We start from the raw sequence: 22,629 nt of genomic DNA on the forward strand, positions 1-22,629 counted from the left end.
CCGGACCATGCAAACTCGTGACGATATTTTCAACACCCTGCGCGATGCTCTGGTCGAACTCTTCGAGCTGGACCCTGAGCGTGTGAGTCTGGAATCCAACCTGTATCAGGATCTGGAAATCGACAGCATCGACGCCGTCGACCTGATCGATCACATCAAGCGCCAGACCGGCAAGAAAATCGCCGCCGAAGAATTCAAATCGGTGCGTACCGTCAGCGACGTGGTCGAGGCGGTCTATCGTCTGGTTCAACCGGCCGCATGAGCCGAGTGATCGGCCTTGGCCTGCTGCTGGCAGGCCTGCTGTACCCCTTTGCGGTGTATTTCGGCATGGAGCATTTCGCGCCGTGGCAGTTCGGCTTGCTGCTGGGCAGCCTGTGGCTGGCGCGCGCCCTCACCGGCGTACGGCGACCAGGCAGCCTGTGGATGGCCATCGTGGCCATCGTGTTTTGCCTGCTGCTGGCGTGGTTCGACAGTCCGGCGCTGCTGCGTTGGTACCCGGTGCTGATCAGCGGCTTCATGCTGGTGCTGTTCGGGTTGAGCCTGAAATACGGCCCGCCGATGGCCGAACGCCTGGCTCGTCTGCGTGAACCGCAACTGCCAGCCAAGGCGATTGTTTATACCCGCCAGGTCACGGTGGCCTGGAGTGTGTTTTTTTTCTGCAACGGATTGTGCGCCGCCGCGCTGACCCTTTGGGCGCCGCTAAGTTGGTGGATGTTGTACACCGGCCTGATCTCCTATGGATTGATCGGCCTGATGTTTGCCATTGAATGGCTAATACGACAACGGGTACGAGGCCACCCATGAATTGGATAACACTTGAGCAACTGCTGCTCAAGGCTCAGTCGGAACGTGCCGTGACGGCCGAACCGATGTTGAATCATGCACAACTGTGCGAACAGGCCCTAAGCCTCGCCGCCGGCCTGCAAGCCCAAGGCGTGCGGCGCATTGCCGTGCACCTCGAAGACGGCGCCGACCTGGCGATTGCACTGCTGGGCGCCTGGCGTGCCGGGGTCAGCGTTTTGCTGCCCGCTGATTTGCAGCCTCAAACGCGCCAGCGCTGGTCGAGCGAAGTCGATCTGTGGCTGACCGATCAGGCCGACGACGCGCACCTGGCCGATTATCAACATTCGCCGATGTCCGCCGCCGCGCTGGATCTGGATCGCTGTCAGTTGAGCCTGTGCACTTCAGGCTCCAGCGGCGAACCCAAGCGTATCGACAAAACCCTGCGGCAACTGGCCAATGAAGTCGAAGCACTGGAACAGCTCTGGGGCGAGGATCTGGGCCAGGCCTGCATCATCGGCAGTGTTGGCACCCAACACATTTACGGTTTGCTGTTCCGCGTGCTCTGGCCGTTGTGCGCCGGGCGACCGTTCGTGCGCAAGCAACTGGCCTTCCCGGAAGACTTGCAGCGCGCCAGCCGCGAACACCCGGCATTTGCCTGGGTCGCCAGCCCGGCGCTGCTCAAACGCATGGGCGACAACCTCGACTGGCCGGCCTTGAGCGTGGTGCGCCGGGTGTTTTCCTCCGGCGGCGCCCTGCCCGCCGAGGCGGCGCAAAGTCTGTTCGAACGCCTGGAGCAATGGCCAACGGAAATTCTCGGCAGCTCGGAAACCGGCGGTATTGCCTGGCGCCAGGGGCACGACCTCTGGCAACCGTTCGCCGACGTCATGCTGGATCAGGACAGCGACGGCGCACTGCTCATCACCTCGCCGTACTTGCCGGCCGGCCACATCGAACACACCGCCGACGCCGCACGGATCGCCGCCGACGGCCGTTTCGAATTGCTGGGACGGCTGGACCGAATCGTCAAACTGGAAGAAAAACGTATCTCGCTACCGATGCTGGAACAGGCGCTGATGGCCCACGACTGGGTCGCCGAAGCGCGCCTCGGGGTGGTTCAGGAAAACCGCGCTTCGCTGGGCGCATTGCTGGTACTCAGCCAACAAGGGCTGCATGCCTTGCGCAATCAGGGTCGGCGCACCCTCACCCAAGAACTGCGTCAGCACCTGAGCCAGCATTGCGAAGCCCTCGCCTTGCCTCGGCGCTGGCGTTTGCTGCGACAACTGCCGCTGAACGCCCAGGGCAAGTTGCCCCAGGCCGACGTCGAAGCCTTGCTGCTGGCCCCGCGCCCTAAAGCGGCGGAAGTGCTGGAACAAGTCGAAACCGATGGCGAGTGGAGCCTGCAACTGGCAGTGCCGCCGGACCTGGCTTACTTCAGCGGCCACTTCCCACAAGCGCCGGTATTGCCCGGCGTGGTGCAGGTAGATTGGGCGCTGAGCCTTGGCCAGCAACTGATGGACCTGCCGGCCACGTTTGCTGGCATGGAAGTGCTGAAGTTCCAGCAACTGGTGCGTCCTGGCGATGAAATCCAGTTGCACCTGCGCTTCGACCCGGTGCGCAGCAAGTTGTATTTCGCCTACCGCAATGACACCGCCACCTGCTCCAGCGGGCGGATCGTGCTGGAGGCGGCGCATGCATAACTTGTGGCAGTGGAGGTCTCTGTGGCGAGGGAGCTTGCTCCCGCTCGAGTGCGAAGCGCTCGCCCTCAAATCCGGGTCGGATGGTTTTGGGTCTGCTTCGCAGCCCAGCGGGAGCAAGCTCCCTCGCCACAATGGATTGGCGGAGCGTTCAAGTGATGCATAACCCCTGCGCCGTCATCCCGGTCTACAACCACGAAACCGCCATCACCACCGTGGTCGAAGCCCTCCTCGCCCAAGGTTTGCCGTGCATTCTGGTAGACGACGCCAGCACCCAGGCCTGTGCCAAGGTGCTCGATCAACTGGCGCTGCGCGACAACACCTACCTGATCCGCCTCACCGTTAATCAGGGCAAGGGCGGCGCAGTGATGACCGGTTTTCGCGAAGCCGCGCGTTTGGGTTTCAGCCACGCCTTGCAGGTGGACGCCGACGGTCAGCATGACCTGGCCGATGTAGCGACCTTCATCGAACAGTCCCGCGTCCATCCCGAGGCGGTCATCTGCGGCTATCCGCTTTATGACGCCAGCGTGCCCAAGGGCCGTTTGTATGCGCGCTACCTGACCCACGTGATGGTGTGGATCAACACCTTGTCGTTGCAGATCCGCGATTCGATGTGCGGCTTCCGCGTCTATCCATTGCCACCGACCCTGGCGCTGATCAGTTCGGCGAAGATCGGCAAACGCATGGATTTCGATTCGGACATTCTGGTGCGGCTGGCCTGGCGCAATCTGCCGATGCAATGGCTGCAAACCAAGGTTCATTACCCGCTGGACGGCGTCTCGCATTTTCGCCTGTTCCGCGACAACGTGCTGATTTCGAGCATGCACACCCGGCTGTTCTTCGGCATGTTGCTGCGCGCTCCGGTGATCCTCTGGCGGCGGTGGCGAACATGAGCACTGAGACAGACAAAAAACACTGGGCCGATCGCGAAGAGCGCGGCAGTTTCTGGCTGATGAAATTCACCGCACTCTGCGCCAAGGTGTTGGGCCGGCGGCTGTTGAGCCCGTTGCTGTATGGCATCGTTTTGTACTTTTTCCTGTTCGGCCGCAGCGCGCGTAAAAGCGCCTGGCAGTACCAGCAACGCCTGGCCGACTGGAGTGGCAACAACGGATTGCGTCCGACCCACTGGCGCGTCTTCGGCCAGTTCATGGCGTTCGCCGACTCGATGCTCGACAAGCTCGATGTATGGAACGGCAAGCTGCGCATCGAGCAGATCGAAATCATCGACCCGGCGCTGTTGCGCACCCAACTGCGCGGCGCCCGTGGGCAGATGCTGGTGGGCGCGCACCTGGGCAATCTCGAAGTCTGCCGCGCCCTGGCGGAGATCGGTGAACAAGTCACCATGAACGTGCTGGTGCACACCAAGCACGCCGAGCAGTTCAACCGCTTGCTCGGCGAAGCCGGCGCAACCAATTTGCGCCTGATTCAGGTCAGCGAACTGGACCCGGTGATCATGCTGCAACTTCACGAACGCCTTGAGCGCGGCGAATGGCTGGCGATTGCCGGCGACCGCGTGCCCTTGCATGGTGGGCGCAGCGTGACCGTGGATTTCCTCGGCCATCCGGCGGCGTTTCCCCAAGGCCCCTGGCTGCTGGCCGGTTTGCTCAAATGCCGGGTCAATCTATTGCTGTGCCTCAAACAACCGACGGGCACCTACCGACTGACCCTCGAACCCTTCGCCGAAGCCGTAGTGTGGAAACGCAGCGACCGCGAACAGGTCATTCATCAGTGGGCCTCCCGCTACGCCGAACGCTTGGGTCACTATTGCCTTGAAGCGCCTCAACAATGGTTCAACTTTTACCCTTTCTGGAAGACCGATGACGACGCCAACGCTTGAGCCGGTAACCTTCGGCGAACTCCCTTTGCGCATCGAAGACGTGTTGGCCCTGGCCAACCGTCAGGCGCCGACGCAGTTGCAGGGCGACCCTGAATACCGCGAGCGCATCGCCAAGGGCGCACGATTCCTCGATTCCCTGCTGGACAAGGAAGGCGTGATCTACGGCGTGACCACCGGTTACGGCGATTCCTGCGTGGTCGCGGTGCCGCTGCATCACGTCGAAGCGCTGCCGCGTCATCTGTACACATTCCACGGTTGCGGCCTGGGCAAACTGCTGGATGCCCAAGCGACCCGCGCGGTACTCGCGGCACGTTTGCAGTCGCTGTGCCACGGCGTGTCCGGGGTGCGCATGGAGTTGCTGGAACGCCTGCAAGCCTTCCTCGAACACGACATCTTGCCGCTGATCCCGGAGGAAGGTTCGGTGGGCGCCAGCGGTGATTTAACGCCGCTGTCTTATGTCGCCGCGACGTTGTCCGGCGAGCGCGAAGTGATGTTCCGTGGCGAACGCCGCGAGGCCGCCGATGTGCATCGCGAACTCGGCTGGACGCCGCTGGTGCTGCGCCCCAAAGAAGCCCTGGCGCTCATGAACGGCACCGCCGTGATGACCGGCATCGCCTGCCTGGCCTTTGCGCGCGCCGATTATCTGCTGCAACTGGCCACCCGCATCACCGCGCTGAACGTGGTCGCGCTGCAAGGCAACCCGGAACACTTCGACGAACGCCTGTTTGCCACCAAACCGCACCCGGGGCAGATGCAAGTCGCCGCGTGGCTGCGCAAGGATCTGGCAATCGACGCGCCCACCGCGCCGCTGCATCGCTTGCAAGATCGCTACTCCCTGCGTTGCGCGCCGCATGTGCTCGGTGTGTTGGCCGACAGCCTTAACTGGTTGCGTTCGTTCATCGAGATTGAGCTCAACAGCGCCAACGACAACCCGATCATCGACGCCGAAGCCGAACGCGTGCTGCACGGCGGACACTTCTACGGCGGCCACATCGCATTCGCCATGGACAGCCTGAAAACCCTCGTGGCCAACGTGGCTGACTTGTTGGATCGCCAGCTCGCGCTGTTGGTGGACGAGCGTTACAACCACGGCTTGCCGAGCAACCTGTCCGGCGCCAGCGCCGACCGGGCGATGCTCAATCATGGCTTCAAAGCCGTGCAGATCGGCACCAGTGCCTGGACCGCCGAAGCGCTGAAAAATACGATGCCGGCCAGCGTGTTCTCGCGCTCCACCGAGTGTCATAACCAAGACAAAGTCAGCATGGGCACCATCGCTGCCCGCGATGCCGTTCGCGTGCTGGAACTGACCGAACAAGTCGCCGCCGCGACCCTGCTGGCCGCCAATCAAGGCGTCTGGCTACGCAGCCAGGCCGAGGATGCACGCCCGTTGCCGCCATCACTCGCCGCCATGCACGAAGAGCTGGCCAAAGACTTCCCGCCGGTGATCGAAGACCGTGCCCTGGAAGGCGAACTGCGCCTGTGCCTGAAACGGATCGCCGAGCAACACTGGAGGCTGCATGCGTAGCAAAGGAGTGCTTCACGCCGATACGGAAATCCTCGTGCCGTTCTTTGACGTCGACACCATGCACGTGGTGTGGCACGGCCATTACGTCAAATACCTGGAAGTCGCCCGTTGTGCGCTGCTGGACAAGCTCGGCCACAACTACACGGCCATGGTCGAGTCGGGTTTTGCCTGGCCGGTGATCGACCTGCAACTGCGCTACGTGCGTGGCGCGGTGTTCGGCCAGACGCTCAACGTGCGCGCCAGTCTGGTGGAGTGGGAGAACCGGTTGAAGATCAACTACCTGATCAGCGATCTGCACACCGGGGAACGCCTGACCCGGGCTGTTTCCGTGCAGGTTGCCGTCGACATGAGCAGCCGCGAGATGCAATTGGCCTCGCCGAAAGTGTTCACCGACGCTGTTGAAAGGATGCTGCCATGAACACCGATATCGACACCTCTTCCGAGGCCAACCCCATTCCCGTTGGCGAGCGCGCTTGCTCGCGCTTGAGTGCACAGCACTCACAATCCGGGCAATGGCTGGCAGGTTTTTGGGGCCGCTTCGCAGCCCAGCGCGAGCAAGCTCGCTCGCCACATTTTTCAGCGATCAAGTGTCTGGCTGCGTTGGCGCTGCTTGGGCTGTCATCGCTCGCGCAGGCGTTCGACCTGCAACAACTCAGCGATCAACTGGCCAAACCTGATGTGATCCACGGCAACTTCGTCCAGGAAAAACACCTGCGTGCCCTGCCCCAGCCGCTGGTCAGCAAAGGTACCTTCGTCCTCGCCAAAAACCACGGCCTGCTGTGGTTGCTGAAAACCCCGCTGCAACAGGATTACCGCATCAATGCCAAAGGCATCGCCCGGCGTGATGCCAACGGCTGGCAACTGCTGCCGGGCAAGAGTGCCGGTGCCGAGCAGAACCGTTTGTTCCTTGCCGTACTGCAAGGTGACAGCAGCGGCCTGCAACGGGATTTCGAGCTGGCGCTGAGCGGCGACGCACAGAAATGGAAGCTGACCCTGACCCCCCGCTCGATGCTGCTCAAGCAAGTGTTCAACCAGATCAACATCGACGGCGGCGAGCTGGTGAACAGCATCGAACTGCTGGAAACCCAAGGCGACAGCACCCTCATGCGCATGCAGGACAGCACCAGCGCTCAACCGTTGAGCGACGCGGAGCAACATGACTTTGCCGAGTGAACGGATGCTCCCGCGGCTATTCATGATCCTGCTGCTGGCGGTGCTCGCGCTCGCCGGTTGGCAATGGCGTGACGGCGCACCGCTGTCGGCCAACCTGATGGAACTGGTGCCCGGCACGGCGCCAGACGCGCTGGAACTGCGCGCCGAACAACGCATGCAAGAACCGCTGAACCGCGAAATGCTGGTGCTGGTCGGCCACATCGATCGCCAGCAAGCCGTGGCCATGGCGCAGAAACTCGGCGAGCAGTGGCAGGCCAGCGGCCTGTTCGAAAAGGTCCAGTGGACCCTGCAAGCTGACTTGCCAGCGCTGCGCACGCAATTGCTGCAAGGTCGGTTGGCGATGCTCTCGGACGCGGATCGGCAACAACTCATCGAGCATCCCGACGCGTTCATTCAGCAGCGCGTACAAGCGCTGTTCGACCCCTTCACCGGTTTCAGCCTGGTGCCGAGCCAGGATGACTGGCTCGGCCTGACCGGGCGCATCCAGAACAGCCAGCCGCAACACGGCGCGGTGCAACTGGACATCGGCACCGGCGCGTTGATCGCCGATGCCGACGGCAAGAGCTGGGTGCTGCTGCGCGCACGCACCACCGGCAACGCCTTCGACATGAACCTGCCGCTGCAAGTGGCCGATTTGCTCAAACACAGTCGCGAAGAAGCGGCGCAGGGAGACGTGCAATTGCTCGCCGCCAGCGGCTTGCTCTACGCGGCCAACGGTCAGCAGCAAGCCACCCGGGAAATGACTTGGGTCGGTGGCGGCGCGACGCTGGGCATCCTGTTGTTGCTGTTGCTGGCATTCTGGCGGTTGCGTGTGTTGCTCGCGTTCGTCCCGGTGCTGGTGGGCATGCTCTTCGGTGGCGTGGCGTGCGTGGCGCTGTTCGGTCATATGCATGTGATGACGTTGGTGCTCGGCTCCAGCCTGATCGGCGTCGCCGTGGATTACCCGCTGCACTATTTGTCCAAGAGCTGGAGCCTGAAACCCTGGAACAGTTGGCCAGCCCTGCGCCTGACCCTGCCGGGGCTGACGCTGAGCCTGATCACCAGTTGCATCGGCTACCTCGCCCTGGCCTGGACACCGTTCCCGGCGCTGACGCAAATCGCCGTGTTCTCCGCCGCCGGACTGCTCGGCGCCTATCTGTCGGCGGTGTGCCTGTTGCCGGCGCTGCTCAAGGGTGCTGACCTGCGCCCAGCGCAATGGCCGCTGCGAGTCGCCGAGTTTTTGGTGAACCTGCGTGAAGCGCTGCTCAAACGCGCCCGCACACCGGTGTTGCTGGCGCTGCTGATTGCCTTCTGTGTCGGGGGCCTGTTGCAGCTCAGCACGAAGAACGACATTCGCCAGTGGGTCGGCATGCCGCAGCACCTGACCGATGAAGCACAGGCCATCGCACGCATTACCGGCTTCCAGCCCACCAGTCAGTTTTTCCTGATCAGGGCCGCCAACCAGCAAGAATTGCTTGAGCGTCAGAGCGCCCTGAATGATCGCCTGGAGCAACTGGTCAACCTCGACAAGCTCCAGGGTTTTCTCTCTCTCAATCAACTGGTCAGCCAGCCGAGTGAACAGAAACAAGTGCGCGAGGCGTTGAACAAACTGCCGCAATTCTGGCAGCCGTTGCTGGAGGTCGGCGTGCCGGCCGAAGCGCTGAACGCTGAGCTGACGAAGTTGCAGGCACTGCCCATTGAAGACATCGACGCAGCGTTGGTCGGGCCATTGGGAGAACCCTATCGCACGCTGTGGCTGGGGCCGACCGATGACGGCGGCGTGGCGGCCATGGTCAGTCTGCAAGGCTTGAACAACCCGTCGCTGCTGCGGGTCCAGGCCCTGGACTTGCCGGGCGTTGAACTGGTGGATCGTCTCGGCGAACTGAACAACGTCTTCGCCCAGACCCAAATCAGCGCCGCTGAACTGAAACTGGCTTCCTGCGCACTGATCGTGCTGGTGCTGATTCTGCCGTTCGGCCTCGGCGGTGCGCTGCGGATCGTCGCCCTGCCGTTGCTGGCGGCACTGTGCAGCCTCGCTTGCCTTGGTTGGCTCGGCCAGCCGCTGACGCTGTTCAGCCTGTTCGGCCTGTTGCTGGTGACGGCCATCAGCGTCGATTACGCGATCCTCATGCGCGAACAGGTCGGCGGCGCCGCTGTGAGCCTGCTGGGCACCTTGCTGGCGGCGTTGACCACCTGGTTGTCGTTCGGGTTGCTGGCGGTGTCCAGCACGCCGGCGGTGAGCAACTTCGGACTGTCGGTAAGCCTCGGGCTAGCGTTCAGCTTCATTCTGGCGCCGTGGGCCGGACGTCATATCCACGCCCTCCCGGTCGCGGAGCAGACAGCATGATGATCGCGCTGTTCTGGGCGATGGCCCTGGGCATGTTCGCCGTCGCGACTCGCCTCGGTCGGCATTTCGGCCTGATCCCGATTGTCAGCCAGTTGCTACTGGCGACCTTCGGCCTGCCGCTGCTGATGTACTTCTGGATTGAACCGGGTTGGCAGCTCAGCGGCGCGGATCTCATCTCGCCGGAGTGGCTGAAAAACCTCTACAGCCTGAGTTTCGCCTTGCTGCTGGGGCACATCCTCAGCGACGTGATCGACCTGCAACTGGATCGCCAGAGCCTGAAAATCGCCCTGCCGAGTTTCTGCCTGCCGTTCGCCTGCGGGCTGGCGACGGCGGTCTGGTTGTTGCCGCCGCAATCGTGGCTCAGTTCACTGGCGGTCGGTCTGGTATTCGCCATCACGGCGATTCCGGTGTTGTACCTGTACCTGCGGCACATCAACTATCCACCCGACGCCACCCGGCGCCTGGTGCAGACCGCAATCCTGATCGACCTCACGTGCTGGACGCTGTTCGGCTTCGCCCAGGGCAGCCTGCACCTGAGCAGTCTGTTGCTGCCATTGGCCGGTGCCTGTTTGCCGGTGCTGTTGCGGTTGCTCGGTCTGCGCCAACAGTTGTTGTACAGCGGCGGCTTCTTCGCGCTGCTGGTGGTGGCCGAGCACTTCAAGCTCAATGCGCTGATCTTCGGCATCGGTTATCTGCTGTGCATGGCCGCGCTGAAAATCCCGCTGGTGCTGCCGTTGCCGGCGATCTGGATGCATCGCTTGCAGACCTGGGTCGCCATCCCGCTGATCCTCACGTTCGGCATCGTGCAGATCAATGTGCACGCCGCCATGGCCAGCCTCAGCTGGATGCAACTGGCGGCGCTGCTGTTGTTCCCGATCCTCAGCAAACTACTGGGCAACTGGCTCGGTCTGGGCTGGGCCGGTGTCTCGTCTGACGGTGCCAGTCGCTGGCGGGAAAGCGTGCTACTGAACATTCGCGGGTTGAGCGAGATCGTCTTTCTCAACCTGCTGCTGCAACAACAACTCATCAGCCCGGCGCTGTACTTCGCGCTGATGCTGATGGGTCTGATCGCCACACTGCTGCCGGCACTGGCCGGCATGCACCGAATCCCGCTGAATATCGCCGCCCCGGCAAGGAGCCCCCGTGCCAACCGTTGAAATGGAACATCGTCAGGTCGTCATCATCGGTGCCGGTCCTTCGGGCGCCATCGCCGCCGCACTGCTCAAGCGCAAGGGTCACGATGTATTGGTGATCGAACGCCAGCACTTCCCACGGTTCTCCATCGGCGAAAGCCTGTTGTCCCATTGCCTGGATTTCGTCGAAGAGGCCGGCATGCTCGAAGCGGTGAACGCCGCCGGGTTCCAGGTGAAAACCGGTGCCGCGTTCGCCTGGGGCGATGAATACACGGCGTTCAATTTCGGTGACACCTTCAGCAACGGCAAGCCGACTACCTTTCAGGTGCAGCGCGCCGATTTCGACAAACTGCTGGCCGATCAGGCGGCGCTACAAGGCGTGGAATTGCGCTACGGCGAAGCCATCGTCAGCGCCGATTTCAGCCTGGCGAAACCGCAGTTGAACGTGTTGCGCGAGGACGGCATTGAGTACCGCGTCGAAGCGGATTTCGTGCTCGATGCCAGCGGCTATGGCCGGGTGTTGCCGCGCTTGCTGGATCTGGAAGCGCCGTCGAATTTCCCGGTGCGCCAAGCGGTGTTTACCCACGTCGAAGACCACATCGACAACCCGACGTTTGACCGCACCAAGATCCTCGTCACCACCCACCCGGTCCATCGTGACATCTGGTTCTGGACCATCCCGTTCAGCAACGGCCGTTGCTCGGTGGGTGTGGTGGCCGCCGCCGAACATTTCGCTGGTCGTACCGATGATCTGGATGAGTGCCTGCGCGGTTTCATCGCCGAAACCCCAAGCCTCGCCGGCGTGCTGAACAACGCCGTGTGGGACACCCCGGCGCGCACCATCGGCGGCTACTCGGCCAACGTCAAAACGTTGCACGGCCCGGGCTTTGCGCTGTTGGGCAACGCGGCGGAATTCCTCGACCCGGTGTTTTCCTCCGGCGTGACCATCGCCATGCGCTCGGCAAGCATGGCCGCCGGCGTGCTGCATCGCCAATTGCAGGGTGAAAGCGTCGACTGGCAAACCGAGTTCGCCGACCCGCTCAAGCGCGGCGTCGATACGTTCCGTTGCTACGTTGAAGGCTGGTACACCGGGACCTTTCAGGACGTGATTTTCCATGAGGGCAGCTCTCCGGAAATCCGCCGCATGATCGCCTCGATCCTCGCCGGTTACGCCTGGGATGAACGCAACCCGTTCGTCAGCGAAGCGAAGCGCCGGTTGAAGGTGATTTCGGAATTTTGTGCAAGGGATGCCACATGAGTTACCTGAGCGACAACTACGTCGAAGAAACCCGATTCGGTTTCTGGTTCCTGCGCAGCCACACCTGGCAGCACCATGTGTTGCGGGTGGCGATCAATGATCTGCGGGGTTTGTTCAGTGAGTCGCTGCCGAGTCACCCGGTGTTGCTGGATGCGGGTTGCGGCCAGGGTAAGTCGTTCCAGTACTTGCGCCAGACCTTTGCACCCCAGCGTTTGATCGGCGTTGATGCTGATCCGCACAGTTTGAACCTCAGCGCGGAAGAGGCGGCGCGTCAGGGTATGCAGGTTGAGTTGATCGGTAGCGACTGCGCGACGCTCAACGTGCCGGATGCCAGTGTGGATCTGCTGTTCTGTCACCAGACTTTTCATCATCTGGTGGAGCAGGATCAGGCCCTCGCCGAGTTTTATCGGGTGCTCAAGCCCGGCGGCTATCTGCTGTTCGCTGAGTCCACCGAGGCTTACATTGATACGTGGGTGATTCGCTGGTTGTTCCGGCATCCGATGCATGTGCAAAAGAGTGCTGCCGGGTATCTGGAAATGATTCGCCAACAGGGTTTCGAATTCGGCCCGCAGAACGTGTCTTACCCGTACTTGTGGTGGAGCCGCGCCACGGATTTCGGTCTGCTTGAACGCTTTGGTTTGCGTAAGCCCAAGCCCTTTGGCCAGCGGGAAGAAACGCTGGTCAATGTGGTGGCGCGCAAGCCGCTTGAAGGTGCTGTTTGATGTCTAGCGCAATTCAAACCTGTGGGAGCGGGCGACTGTGGCGAGGGGGCTTGCCCCCGTTGGGCTGCGAAGCGGCCCCAAAACCTGCAATGGCGGAGTATCAGGTTGACCGTATGCAATGGTTTTACGACTGCTGCGCAGCCGAACGGGGGCAAGCCCCCTCGCCACAAAGGCTCACACTGATCCGCTTTTTGCTGCTCGCCTGCATCCTGTTGCTCAGCGCTTGCGCCAGCCGCGCGCCGTTGCCCGAGCACAACCCGACTCTGGCGCTGCCGTTGCAATTGCACATCCAGCGCCTGATGGCCAACGAACGTCAGGACTGGGTTCTGGTGATCCAGCAAGAAGGGCCGGCGCTGCGCTGGTCGATGATGGATTTGCTCGGTATTCCCCAGGCCCGGCAGAAGTTGATCGGTGGTGACTGGCAGACCGATGGTCTGCTGCCGCCGAACCCGGAAGCCCGGGAATTGTTCGCCGCGCTGTTGTTTGCCCTGACGCCCGAAGCCGAGTTGCAAAGCAACTATCCCGCCGCGTGGCAGCATGGCGGGCAACGGTCTTTGCCAGAGCATTGGGACGTTCGTTATTCGCGACCGCTGAGCTTTGAATTGAACCTGCCCAAAGGTCCGAAATACCAAGTCACGCCACTGAGCGGGGACACGCCATGACCGCCTATTTGAACGCCTTGGGGTTGATCTGCGCCCTGGGTCGCGACAAACGGGAAGTCGCCCGCAATCTGTTTGCCGGCGATTGCTCCGGCATGCGTAGCGAAGCGGGTTGGGTGTTGGAGCGTTCGCTGCCGGTGGCCGCCGTGCGCGGTGAGCTGGCGCCGATTCCACCGGAGATGACCGAGCAACGCAGCCGCAACAATCAACTGTTGCTGGAAGCGGCACTGCAAATTCGCCCGGAGATTGATCGCGCGATCCAGACCTACGGCCCTGGCCGCGTCGGCGTTGTGCTCGGCACTAGCACTTCGGGTATCGACGAAGCCAGTCGCGGGCTGGCTCATTACGTCCGTGAACATGAGTTCCCCGACGACTACGACTATCAACAGCAGGAACTCGGTGCGCCGGCGAATTTCCTCGCCGACTGGTTGCAACTGAGCGGCCCGGCCTATGTGATTTCCACGGCGTGCACCTCCAGCGCACGGGCCTTGATGAGCGCCCAGCGGTTGTTGGATTTGGGGATGTGCGACGCGGTGTTGTGCGGCGGAGTCGACAGTTTGTGCAAGCTGACCCTCAACGGTTTCTCGGCCCTGGAAGCAGTGTCCGAGCAGCGCTGCAATCCGTTCTCGGCCAACCGCAACGGCATCAATATCGGCGAAGCGGCGGTGCTGTTTTTGATGAGTAAAAGTGCGAGCGACGGCCCATCGATTGCCCTGCTCGGCAGTGGCGCCAGCTCCGACGCGCACCACATTTCCGCGCCGGAACCGACCGGCCGTGGCGCCCAGCAAGCGATGCGCAAAGCCTTGAGCCGCGCCCACCTGCAACCGTCGCAAATCGGCTACCTGAACCTGCACGGCACCGCCACCCAACACAATGACGCCATGGAAAGCCTGGCGGTCTCGGCAGTCTTCCCGGACGGCGTGCCCTGCTCGTCGACCAAACCGATGACCGGCCACACCCTCGGCGCCGCCGGTGCCCTGGAAGCGGCGTTCTGCTGGCTGAGCCTGAGCGCGGACAATCCCGCGCACGCCCTGCCGCCCCACCTCTGGGACGGCCAGCCCGACCCCGATCTGCCGGCACTGAATTGGGTGACCCCGACTCATCGCCTGGCGTCCATTGCACCCCGCTACCTGATGAGCAATTCGTTTGCCTTCGGTGGCAATAACGTCAGCCTGATTATCGGAGACGCCCCATGATTGACTGGCCGCTCGCCGAACTGCTGCCTCACGCTGGCGACATGATCCTCATCGAGCAGATCCTGTCGTTCGATGACGAGCAGATTCACACACGCCTCACCGTCAAGCCCGGTGGCCTGTTCAACCGTCCCGACGGCAGCCTGCCGGCCTGGGTCGGCATCGAGCTGATGGCCCAAAGCGTCGCCGCCTACGCCGGCTGCCATGCCCGAGCCCGTGGCGATGCGGTAGAGCTGGGCTTCCTGCTCGGCACCCGTAAATTCGAATGCAACGTCGAACACTTCCCCGCCGGCACCGAGCTGACCATCCATGGGCTGCGCTCCCTGGAAGACGACAGCGGCATGGGCGTGTTCGAATGCCACATCAACGCACCCGGCATCCACGCCACTGCGCGCCTGAACGTGTACCGTCCGCCCCAGGCTGCGCAATACCTTCAAGAAATCCAAGGAGTCGAGTGATGACTGAATCCGTACTGGTCACCGGCTCCAGCCGTGGTATCGGCCGCGCCATCGCGTTGCGCCTGGCCCAGGCCGGGCACGACATCGTGCTGCATTGCCGCAGCGGTGTGGCCGAGGCTGAAGCGGTTAAAACCGAAGTCGAAGCCTTGGGCCGTAATGCCCGCGTGCTGCAATTCGACGTGTCCGACCGCGCCAGTTGCAAAGCCATTCTCGAAGCCGACGTTGAAGCCAACGGCGCCTATTACGGCGTGGTGCTCAACGCCGGGCTGACCCGCGACGGTGCTTTTCCGGCGCTGAGCGAGGATGATTGGGATGTGGTGATGCGCACCAACCTCGACGGTTTCTACAACGTGCTGCACCCGGTGATGATGCCGATGATTCGTCGTCGCGCCGCCGGGCGGATTGTGTGCATCACCTCGGTGTCCGGATTGATCGGCAACCGTGGCCAGGTCAACTACAGCGCCTCCAAGGCCGGGTTGATCGGCGCGGCGAAAGCGTTGGCGATCGAACTGGGCAAGCGCAAGATTACCGTCAACTGTGTCGCACCCGGCCTGATCGACACCGCAATGCTCGACGAAAACGTGCCGGTGGAAGAACTGATGAAAATGATCCCCGCACAACGCATGGGCACCCCTGAAGAGGTGGCCGGCGCCGTGAATTTCCTGATGTCGGCGGAAGCCTCGTACATCACCCGGCAGGTTCTGGCCGTCAATGGAGGCCTGTGCTGATGAAGCGCGTCGTCGTCACCGGCATGGCCGGCATCACCTCACTGGGCAGCGACTGGGACACTATCGCCGCCAACTTCAAGGCTAACCGTAGCGGCATCCGCCGCATGGACGAGTGGGATCGCTTCACCGAACTCAACACCCGTCTCGCCGGCCCCATCGATGACTTCAAGGTCCCGAGCCACTGGACCCGCAAGCAACTGCGCAGCATGGGACGTGTCTCGCGCCTCGCTGTCGGCGCTGCTGAGCAAGCGTTGGCCGACGCCGGGCTGCTGGGCGACGACTCGATCAAGGACGGACGCATGGGCGTCGCTTGCGGTTCGTCCACCGGCAGCACCGACGAGATCAAGGCATTCGGCAACATGCTGCTCAACTCGGTAGCCGAAGGCCTGAACGCCAACTCCTACGTGCGAATGATGCCGCACACCACCGCCGCGAACATCAGCATCTTCTTCGGCCTCACCGGCCGTTTGATCCCGACGTCCAGCGCCTGCACCAGCGGCAGCCAGGGTATCGGCTACGCCTACGAGTCGATCAAGTTCGGCCGCCTGCCGCTGATGCTCGCCGGCGGCGCCGAAGAGCTGTGCCCGACCGAAGCCATGGTCTTCGACGCGCTCTACGCCACCAGCCTGAAAAACGACGCCCCGCAAACCAGCCCACGCCCCTACGACAAGGGCCGCGACGGCCTGGTGATCGGTGAAGGCGGCGGCATGCTGGTGCTCGAAGAGCTCGAACACGCCTTGGCGCGCGGTGCGCACATTCACGCCGAACTCGTCGGCTTCGGCAGCAATGCCGACGGCCAACACACCACGCGCCCAGAACAGGTCACCATGCGCCGAGCCATGGAACTGGCCCTGGAAGACGCCGGACTGCAACCTTCGGACATCGGTTATGTGAACGGTCACGGCACCGCGACCGAACAGGGCGACATCGCCGAAACACTGGCGACCAGTGCGTTGTTCGGCGAGCACATGCCGATCAGTTCGCAGAAAAGTTTCCTCGGCCACACCCTCGGGGCCTGCGGTGCGCTGGAGTCCTGGTTCAGCATCGAAATGATGAACCGCGACCTGTACGTGCACACCTTCAACCTCGACGAAATCGACCCGCACTGCGGCAAGCTCGACTACCTGCGCGGCGAATTCCGGCAGATGAGCAACCAATACGTGATGAACAACAACTTTGCCTTCGGCGGCGTCAACACTTCGCTGATCTTCCGCCGCTGGTCGTAACCGCATTAATCAGGGTCAAGGAGACCTCCATGCACTTCAAGAAAATCGCTGCCGCCGCCACCCTGCTGATCTGCGCCCTCCCGGCCGTCAGCCAGGCCCGCGACACCCCGGTGTACCTGCCCTTCGACAAAGCCGTCGCCGAAGCCACCCGCACCGGCAAAATCGACGGCAGCGTGAAGTTCTACCTGGCCGGCAACACGCCAGCCGGCAACATCACCGTGGTCAGTGCCGGCTCCGTGACCAACAAGAAAACCAACGCCTTCAACAAGTCCGACGAAGTGGCGTGCGAATGGGTCGCGCAATCGGCAATCATCAGCTTGTTCCAGGCAGCCAAAAGCGCCGGGGCCAATGCGGTGACCAACATTGTCAGCTTCTACAAGAGCAACGAGCGTAAAGACGCCAAGAACTATGAATGCCACGCTGGGGCGCTCATGGCGGGTGTTGCGTTGAAAGGGGATTTGGCGAAGGTTCAGTAAGGACCTTGCTGCCCATTGAGGCAATCCTGTGGCGAGCGAGCTTGCTCGCGCTGGGCTGCGCAGCGGCCCCAAACTCTGACATTCACTGAAGATTTTGTGAGCGCTACGCACTCAAGCGGGAGCAAGCTCCCTCGCCACAATGACAAAGGGCGCCTTTCGAGGCGCCCTTTTTGCAAACTGAAATCCACGAAAACGGCGATCAAGCTTTTAACGGTTCAACTTTACGCGTCAGCAACTCCACAAACGCCTTCGCCATCGGCGACTTCTGATCCTTGCGCTGTACCAGCCACACCGCCGACACCGCTTCCGGATCAAGCAGTGGCCGATAGACCACACCATCAATGCGCATCCGCTGATACGACGCCGGCAACACCGACACCCCCAACCCCGCCGCCACCAAACCGATGATGGTCATCGCCTCCCCTGCCTCTTGGGCAAAGTGCGGGCTAAACCCGGCATCCCGCGCCAGGCTGAGCAATTGGGCATACAGCCCACTGCCATAACTGCGTGGGAAAAAGACGAAAGGTTCGAGGGCCAGGGCTGACAGAAAGAGGCCTTCTTCGCTGCCGTTTACCAGCGGATGCTTGGAACTGAGCACGGCCACTAGAGGCTCGCGCATCAATTCGACGACGCTGAGTGAATCCGGCAAGCCGAGTGGTCGCATGATCCCGACTTCGATCGACTCATCCACCAATGCGTCGGCCACTTGGGTGCTGCTCATCTCGCGCAGGTTCAGGTGCACCGCCGGGAAGCGTTGGCGAAACGAGAAGATCGCCTGGGGAATGGTCGAGTTGAACGGCGCCGATGAGGTGAAGCCGATCTTCAGTTCACCCAACTCGCCAAGCTGCGCACGACGGGCAACGTCCGCCGCTTTGTCGACTTGGGCCAGCACCAACCGCGCCTCTTCCAGAAACAATCGACCGGCCTCACTTAGTTCGACCCGACGATTGGTTCGCTCGAACAACCGTGCGCCGACCTCGGCTTCCAGTGCCTGAATCTGCTGGCTCAGTGGCGGCTGGGAAATGCCCAGCACCTGGGCGGCGCGGCCGAAGTGCAGTTCTTCGGCGACAGCGATGAAGTAGCGCAGGTGGCGTAATTCCATGAAAACCCCATTAGGTCGCAAAACGTCTTAAACAGGTCGAATAATATATTGGATTGAATCGTTAGGCAGCTATATGCTTTTTTCATTGCCTGACCGGCTGCACCCTCCGAGGTCCGAAGTGAAAACTGCTGTCGCCCCACTCGCCCATGAAGTTCCGCCCACTGCGCTGGACGATGTCGTCGCCGAGCTGAACGAGATCTACATCGAAAAAGGCACGCCGATGTTCATGCGCACGGTGCTGGCGCTGTTCTCCGGTGGCTTCGCAACCTTCGCCCTGCTGTATTGCGTGCAGCCGATGATGCCGTTGCTGTCCCACGAATATTCGATCAACGCGGCGCAAAGCAGCCTGATTCTGTCGGTGGCTACCGGCATGCTCGCGATTGGTCTGCTGATCACTGGTCCGATTTCTGACCGGGTCGGGCGTAAGCCGGTGATGGTGACTGCGTTGTTCGCGGCAGCCTTGTGCACCATGGCCAGCGCGATGATGCCGAGCTGGGAAGGTGTGTTGATCATGCGTGCGTTGATCGGGTTGTCGTTGAGTGGCCTGGCGGCGGTGGCCATGACTTACCTGAGTGAAGAGATCCACCCGCAGCACATCGGTTTGGCGATGGGTTTGTACATCGGCGGCAACGCGATTGGCGGGATGAGTGGACGCTTGATCACGGGCGTACTCATCGACTTCGTTAGCTGGCACACGGCGATGCTGGTGATCGGTGGCCTGGCGCTGATCGCGGCGACGGTGTTCTGGAAAATCCTCCCGGAATCGCGCAACTTCCGCTCCCGCTCGATGCACCCGCGCAGCCTGCTCGACGGCTTCACCATGCACTTTCGCGACGCTGGTCTGCCGTTGCTGTTCCTTGAAGCTTTTGTGCTGATGGGCGCGTTCGTCACGCTGTTCAACTACATCGGCTATCGCCTGCTGGCTGCGCCGTACAACATGGATCAGGCGTTTGTCGGGTTGCTGTCGGTGGTGTACCTGTCGGGGATCTATAGCTCGGCGAAGATTGGTTCGCTGGCCGACAAACTGGGTCGACGCAAGGTGCTTTGGGCGACGATTGTGCTGATGCTCGCGGGTCTGGCGCTGACCATGTTCACCCCGCTGCCGTTGGTGATCATCGGTATGTTGATCTTTACTTTTGGCTTCTTCGGCGCACATTCGGTGGCGAGTAGCTGGATCGGGCGTCGGGCGATTAAGGCCAAGGGGCAAGCGTCGTCGCTTTATCTGTTCAGCTATTACGCCGGGTCGAGCATTGCCGGTACGGCGGGCGGGGTCTTCTGGCACTTGGGCGGGTGGAACGGGATTGGGTTGTTTATTGGTGGGTTGTTGGTGATTGCGTTGCTGGTGGCGTTGAAACTGGCGAAGTTGCCGCCGTTGGGCGATATAAAGACCTGACTCAATCCCCTGTGGGAGCGGCGGTGCGACGATTCGACTTGCTCGCGAATGCGGTGTGTCAGGCAACATTGATATCAACTGACACGACGCCTTCGCGAGCAAGCCCGCTCCCACATTTGATCGAGTACACCATACAAAAACGCCCGGCATAAGCCGGGCGTTTTTTATTGGGCGACGATCACTCGTGATACTGCGCCGACAGCTCATGCACCGCGCGCATGAACGCGCCTGCATGTTCCGGATCAACTTCCGGGGTGATGCCATGGCCGAGGTTGAACACGTGGCCACTGCCCTTGCCGTAGCTGGCGAGGATGCGGCCAACTTCGGTGCGAATGGCTTCCGGCTTGGCGTACAACACCGTCGGGTCCATGTTGCCTTGCAGCGCGACTTTGCTGCCAACACGTTGGCGGGCTTCGCCAATGTCACAAGTCCAGTCCAGGCCCAAGGCATCAGCGCCGGCATCAGCAATGCTTTCCAGCCACAAACCGCCGTTCTTGGTGAACAGGATGACCGGTACTTTGCGGCCTTCGTGTTCGCGGATCAGGCCGCTGACGATTTTGCGCATATAGGCCAGGGAGAATTCCTGGTACGCCGCCGCCGAGAGGTTGCCGCCCCAGGTGTCGAAGATTTGCACCGCTTGGGCGCCGGCCATGATCTGGCCATTGAGGTAGCTGGTGACCGACTGTGCGAGTTTATCCAGCAGCAGGTGCATGGCTTGCGGGTTGTCGTAGAGCATGGCTTTGGTCTTGCGGAAGTCTTTCGACGAGCCGCCTTCGACCATGTAGGTGGCCAGGGTCCATGGGCTGCCGGAGAAGCCGATCAGCGGTACGCGGCCGTTCAGTTCGCGGCGGATGGTGCTGACCGCGTCCATGACGTAGCCGAGGTCTTTTTGCGGATCAGGGATCGGCAAGGCTTCGATGTCGGCCAGGGTGCTGACGACTTTCTTGAAGCGCGGACCTTCACCGGTTTCGAAGTACAGGCCTTGGCCCATGGCGTCCGGGATGGTCAGGATGTCGGAGAAGAGGATCGCCGCGTCCAGTTGCGGATAGCGGTCGAGCGGTTGCATCGTGACTTCGCAAGCGAACTCCGGGTTCATGCACAGGCTCATGAAGTCACCGGCCTTGGCACGGCTGGCGCGGTATTCAGGCAGGTAGCGACCGGCCTGACGCATCATCCATACCGGCGTGACGTCTACAGGTTGCTTGAGCAGGGCGCGAAGGAAACGGTCGTTCTTCAGGGCAGTCATGTCGGCATCCGGAAAAAAAGTGCGGGCATTTTCTCAGAGCGCGACGCAAAAGGCACGGCAAGCGCCGCACCTTTTGTCTATCGGGTCAATTTGTCGCGGTGAAAACCCGGTATTGGCAACACCGAGAAACAACTGTGGGAGCGAGCTTGCTCGCGAAAGCGGTGTGTCAGGCAACATCACTGCTGACTGACACTCCGTCTTCGCAAGCAAGCCCGCTCCCACATTTTGATCCCATTTCAGGTCAGGATCGGGTTAGACGCCCAGGTAATCCAGGATCCCTTCAGCGGCATTACGCCCTTCGAAGATCGCTGTCACCACCAGGTCAGAACCGCGAACCATGTCGCCACCGGCGAAGATTTTCGGGTTGCTGGTCTGGTGCTTGTATTTACCTTGCTCCGGGGCCACGACGCGGCCTTGGCTGTCGGTCTGGATCTCGAACTGTTCGAACCACGAGGCCGGGCTTGGACGGAAACCGAAGGCGATGACTACGGCGTCGGCCGGGATGATTTCCTCGGAACCCGGAATCGGCTCGGGGCTGCGACGGCCACGGGCGTCCGGCTCGCCGAGACGGGTCTCGACCACTTTCACGCCTTCGACGCGATCTTCACCGACGATGGCGATCGGCTGGCGGTTGTAGAGGAATTTCACGCCTTCTTCCTTGGCGTTCTTCACCTCTTTGCGCGAGCCCGGCATGTTCGCTTCGTCGCGACGATAGGCACAGGTCACCGACTTGGCGCCCTGGCGGATCGACGTGCGGTTGCAGTCCATCGCCGTGTCGCCGCCGCCCAACACCACAACTTTTTTGCCTTTCATGTCGACGAAATCTTCCGGCGACTTTTCAAAGCCCAGGTTGCGGTTGACGTTGGCGATCAGGTAATCCAAAGCGTCATGCACGCCCGGCAGGTCCTCACCGGCAAAACCGCCCTTCATGTAGGTGTAGGTGCCCATGCCCATGAACACGGCATCGTATTCTTCGAGCAGTTGCTCGACGGTCACGTCCTTGCCCACTTCGGTGTTCAGGCGGAACTCGATGCCCATGCCGGTGAAGACTTCGCGACGATTGCTCAGCACGGTCTTTTCCAGCTTGAACTCCGGGATGCCGAAGGTCAGCAGACCGCCGATTTCCGGGTTCTTGTCGAACACCACCGGAGTCACGCCGCCGCGCACCAGCACGTCGGCACAGCCCAGGCCCGCCGGGCCCGCGCCGATCACCGCGACACGCTTGCCGGTCGGCTTGACCTTGGACATGTCCGGGCGCCAGCCCATGGCGAATGCAGTGTCGGTGATGTACTTCTCGACCGAACCGATGGTCACCGCGCCGAAGCCGTCGTTAAGGGTGCAAGCACCCTCGCACAGACGATCCTGCGGGCACACCCGGCCGCACACTTCCGGCAGGGTGTTGGTCTGGTGCGACAGCTCGGCGGCCTGGAGGATGTTGCCCTCAGCCACCAGTTTCAGCCAGTTGGGAATGAAGTTGTGCACCGGGCACTTCCATTCGCAATACGGGTTACCGCAACCCAGGCAGCGGTGGGCCTGGTCGGCCGAATGCTGGGGTTTGAAGGGCTCGTAGATTTCCACGAACTCTTTCTTGCGTTGACGCAACAGTTTCTTCTTCGGATCTTTGCGCCCGACATCGATGAACTGGAAGTCGTTATTCAGACGTTCAGCCATTGTTAAAACCTCATCAAACTCTTCAG

The 22,629-nt window shown here is 61.8% G+C and carries 22 protein-coding genes; 19 read left to right on the plus strand and 3 right to left on the minus strand.

Annotation, left to right across the window (positions count from 1 at the left end; all coding sequences use genetic code 11):
- Positions 1-7 precede the first annotated feature (7 nt).
- The 18 genes from ACWIKB_RS10565 (at position 8) to ACWIKB_RS10650 (ending at position 17,191) form a co-directional block, all read left to right on the plus strand.
- The gene (locus ACWIKB_RS10565; protein ID WP_007992314.1) at positions 8-262 is read left to right on the plus strand and encodes an acyl carrier protein; all 255 of its coding nucleotides are present in this window, start codon (positions 8-10) and stop codon (positions 260-262) included.
- Complete coding sequence (locus tag ACWIKB_RS10570) at positions 259-804, plus strand: COG4648 family protein (RefSeq protein ID WP_475266638.1); 546 nt, start codon at positions 259-261, stop codon at positions 802-804. Before ACWIKB_RS10565 ends, ACWIKB_RS10570 begins: the two co-directional genes overlap by 4 nt.
- Complete coding sequence (locus tag ACWIKB_RS10575) at positions 801-2,480, plus strand: ApeI family dehydratase (RefSeq protein ID WP_475266639.1); 1,680 nt, start codon at positions 801-803, stop codon at positions 2,478-2,480. Before ACWIKB_RS10570 ends, ACWIKB_RS10575 begins: the two co-directional genes overlap by 4 nt.
- A gap of 155 nt (positions 2,481-2,635) precedes the next feature.
- Complete coding sequence (locus tag ACWIKB_RS10580; protein WP_475266640.1) at positions 2,636-3,370, plus strand: glycosyltransferase family 2 protein; 735 nt, start codon at positions 2,636-2,638, stop codon at positions 3,368-3,370.
- Complete coding sequence (locus tag ACWIKB_RS10585; protein ID WP_475266641.1) at positions 3,367-4,314, plus strand: LpxL/LpxP family acyltransferase; 948 nt, start codon at positions 3,367-3,369, stop codon at positions 4,312-4,314. The genes ACWIKB_RS10580 and ACWIKB_RS10585 overlap by 4 nt, the downstream gene beginning before the upstream one ends.
- Positions 4,295-5,839: an HAL/PAL/TAL family ammonia-lyase gene (locus ACWIKB_RS10590; protein ID WP_475266642.1), complete on the plus strand. Its 1,545-nt coding sequence runs from the start codon at positions 4,295-4,297 to the stop codon at positions 5,837-5,839. The genes ACWIKB_RS10585 and ACWIKB_RS10590 overlap by 20 nt, the downstream gene beginning before the upstream one ends.
- The gene (locus ACWIKB_RS10595; protein ID WP_475266643.1) at positions 5,832-6,257 is read left to right on the plus strand and encodes an acyl-CoA thioesterase; all 426 of its coding nucleotides are present in this window, start codon (positions 5,832-5,834) and stop codon (positions 6,255-6,257) included. Before ACWIKB_RS10590 ends, ACWIKB_RS10595 begins: the two co-directional genes overlap by 8 nt.
- A gap of 164 nt (positions 6,258-6,421) precedes the next feature.
- Positions 6,422-7,012 carry an outer membrane lipoprotein carrier protein LolA gene (locus ACWIKB_RS10600; protein WP_475266861.1) on the plus strand — a complete coding sequence of 197 codons (591 nt, stop codon included), beginning with the start codon at positions 6,422-6,424 and terminating at the stop codon, positions 7,010-7,012.
- Positions 6,996-9,338 (plus strand): MMPL family transporter, encoded by a 2,343-nt coding sequence (locus tag ACWIKB_RS10605; RefSeq protein ID WP_475266644.1) that lies wholly within the window; start codon positions 6,996-6,998, stop codon positions 9,336-9,338. The genes ACWIKB_RS10600 and ACWIKB_RS10605 overlap by 17 nt, the downstream gene beginning before the upstream one ends.
- Positions 9,335-10,495, plus strand: coding sequence for a cation:proton antiporter (locus tag ACWIKB_RS10610; RefSeq protein WP_475266645.1), 1,161 nt, complete (start codon positions 9,335-9,337; stop codon positions 10,493-10,495). The genes ACWIKB_RS10605 and ACWIKB_RS10610 overlap by 4 nt, the downstream gene beginning before the upstream one ends.
- On the plus strand, positions 10,482-11,729 hold the full coding sequence (locus ACWIKB_RS10615; RefSeq protein WP_475266646.1) for an NAD(P)/FAD-dependent oxidoreductase: 1,248 nt from the start codon (positions 10,482-10,484) through the stop codon (positions 11,727-11,729). Before ACWIKB_RS10610 ends, ACWIKB_RS10615 begins: the two co-directional genes overlap by 14 nt.
- Positions 11,726-12,451 (plus strand): class I SAM-dependent methyltransferase, encoded by a 726-nt coding sequence (locus tag ACWIKB_RS10620; RefSeq protein ID WP_475266647.1) that lies wholly within the window; start codon positions 11,726-11,728, stop codon positions 12,449-12,451. The genes ACWIKB_RS10615 and ACWIKB_RS10620 overlap by 4 nt, the downstream gene beginning before the upstream one ends.
- A gap of 179 nt (positions 12,452-12,630) precedes the next feature.
- Positions 12,631-13,113 carry a hypothetical protein gene (locus tag ACWIKB_RS10625; RefSeq protein WP_475266862.1) on the plus strand — a complete coding sequence of 161 codons (483 nt, stop codon included), beginning with the start codon at positions 12,631-12,633 and terminating at the stop codon, positions 13,111-13,113.
- The gene (locus ACWIKB_RS10630) at positions 13,110-14,306 is read left to right on the plus strand and encodes a beta-ketoacyl-[acyl-carrier-protein] synthase family protein (RefSeq protein WP_475266649.1); all 1,197 of its coding nucleotides are present in this window, start codon (positions 13,110-13,112) and stop codon (positions 14,304-14,306) included. The genes ACWIKB_RS10625 and ACWIKB_RS10630 overlap by 4 nt, the downstream gene beginning before the upstream one ends.
- Positions 14,303-14,761 carry a hotdog family protein gene (locus ACWIKB_RS10635; RefSeq protein WP_054053151.1) on the plus strand — a complete coding sequence of 153 codons (459 nt, stop codon included), beginning with the start codon at positions 14,303-14,305 and terminating at the stop codon, positions 14,759-14,761. Before ACWIKB_RS10630 ends, ACWIKB_RS10635 begins: the two co-directional genes overlap by 4 nt.
- The gene (gene fabG / locus ACWIKB_RS10640; RefSeq protein WP_475266651.1) at positions 14,761-15,489 is read left to right on the plus strand and encodes a 3-oxoacyl-ACP reductase FabG; all 729 of its coding nucleotides are present in this window, start codon (positions 14,761-14,763) and stop codon (positions 15,487-15,489) included. The genes ACWIKB_RS10635 and fabG overlap by 1 nt, the downstream gene beginning before the upstream one ends.
- On the plus strand, positions 15,489-16,715 hold the full coding sequence (locus ACWIKB_RS10645) for a beta-ketoacyl-ACP synthase (RefSeq protein ID WP_475266653.1): 1,227 nt from the start codon (positions 15,489-15,491) through the stop codon (positions 16,713-16,715). Before fabG ends, ACWIKB_RS10645 begins: the two co-directional genes overlap by 1 nt.
- 29 nt (positions 16,716-16,744) lie before the next feature.
- Positions 16,745-17,191, plus strand: a complete 447-nt coding sequence (locus tag ACWIKB_RS10650) for an excinuclease (RefSeq protein ID WP_475266655.1) — start codon at positions 16,745-16,747, stop codon at positions 17,189-17,191.
- Positions 17,192-17,390: 199 nt separating this feature from the next.
- Here ACWIKB_RS10650 and ACWIKB_RS10655 read toward each other — a convergent pair whose 3' ends face one another.
- Positions 17,391-18,293: a LysR family transcriptional regulator gene (locus tag ACWIKB_RS10655; protein WP_163907885.1), complete on the minus strand. Its 903-nt coding sequence runs from the start codon at positions 18,291-18,293 to the stop codon at positions 17,391-17,393.
- 118 nt (positions 18,294-18,411) lie between these two features.
- Here ACWIKB_RS10655 and ACWIKB_RS10660 point away from each other — a divergent pair, with 118 nt between their 5' ends.
- Positions 18,412-19,686, plus strand: coding sequence for an MFS transporter (locus ACWIKB_RS10660; RefSeq protein WP_475266657.1), 1,275 nt, complete (start codon positions 18,412-18,414; stop codon positions 19,684-19,686).
- 178 nt (positions 19,687-19,864) lie between these two features.
- Here ACWIKB_RS10660 and hemE read toward each other — a convergent pair whose 3' ends face one another.
- Together hemE and ACWIKB_RS10670 are read right to left on the minus strand one after the other, a co-directional pair.
- A complete protein-coding gene (gene hemE, locus ACWIKB_RS10665) occupies positions 19,865-20,932 on the minus strand; it encodes a uroporphyrinogen decarboxylase (RefSeq protein ID WP_475266659.1) in 1,068 nt (355 codons plus the stop codon).
- Between the two features lie 252 nt (positions 20,933-21,184).
- On the minus strand, positions 21,185-22,603 hold the full coding sequence (locus ACWIKB_RS10670; RefSeq protein WP_201199952.1) for an FAD-dependent oxidoreductase: 1,419 nt from the start codon (positions 22,601-22,603) through the stop codon (positions 21,185-21,187).
- Positions 22,604-22,629: the final 26 nt, after the last annotated feature.

This window comes from Pseudomonas sp. 5Vm1k (assembly GCF_056161485.1).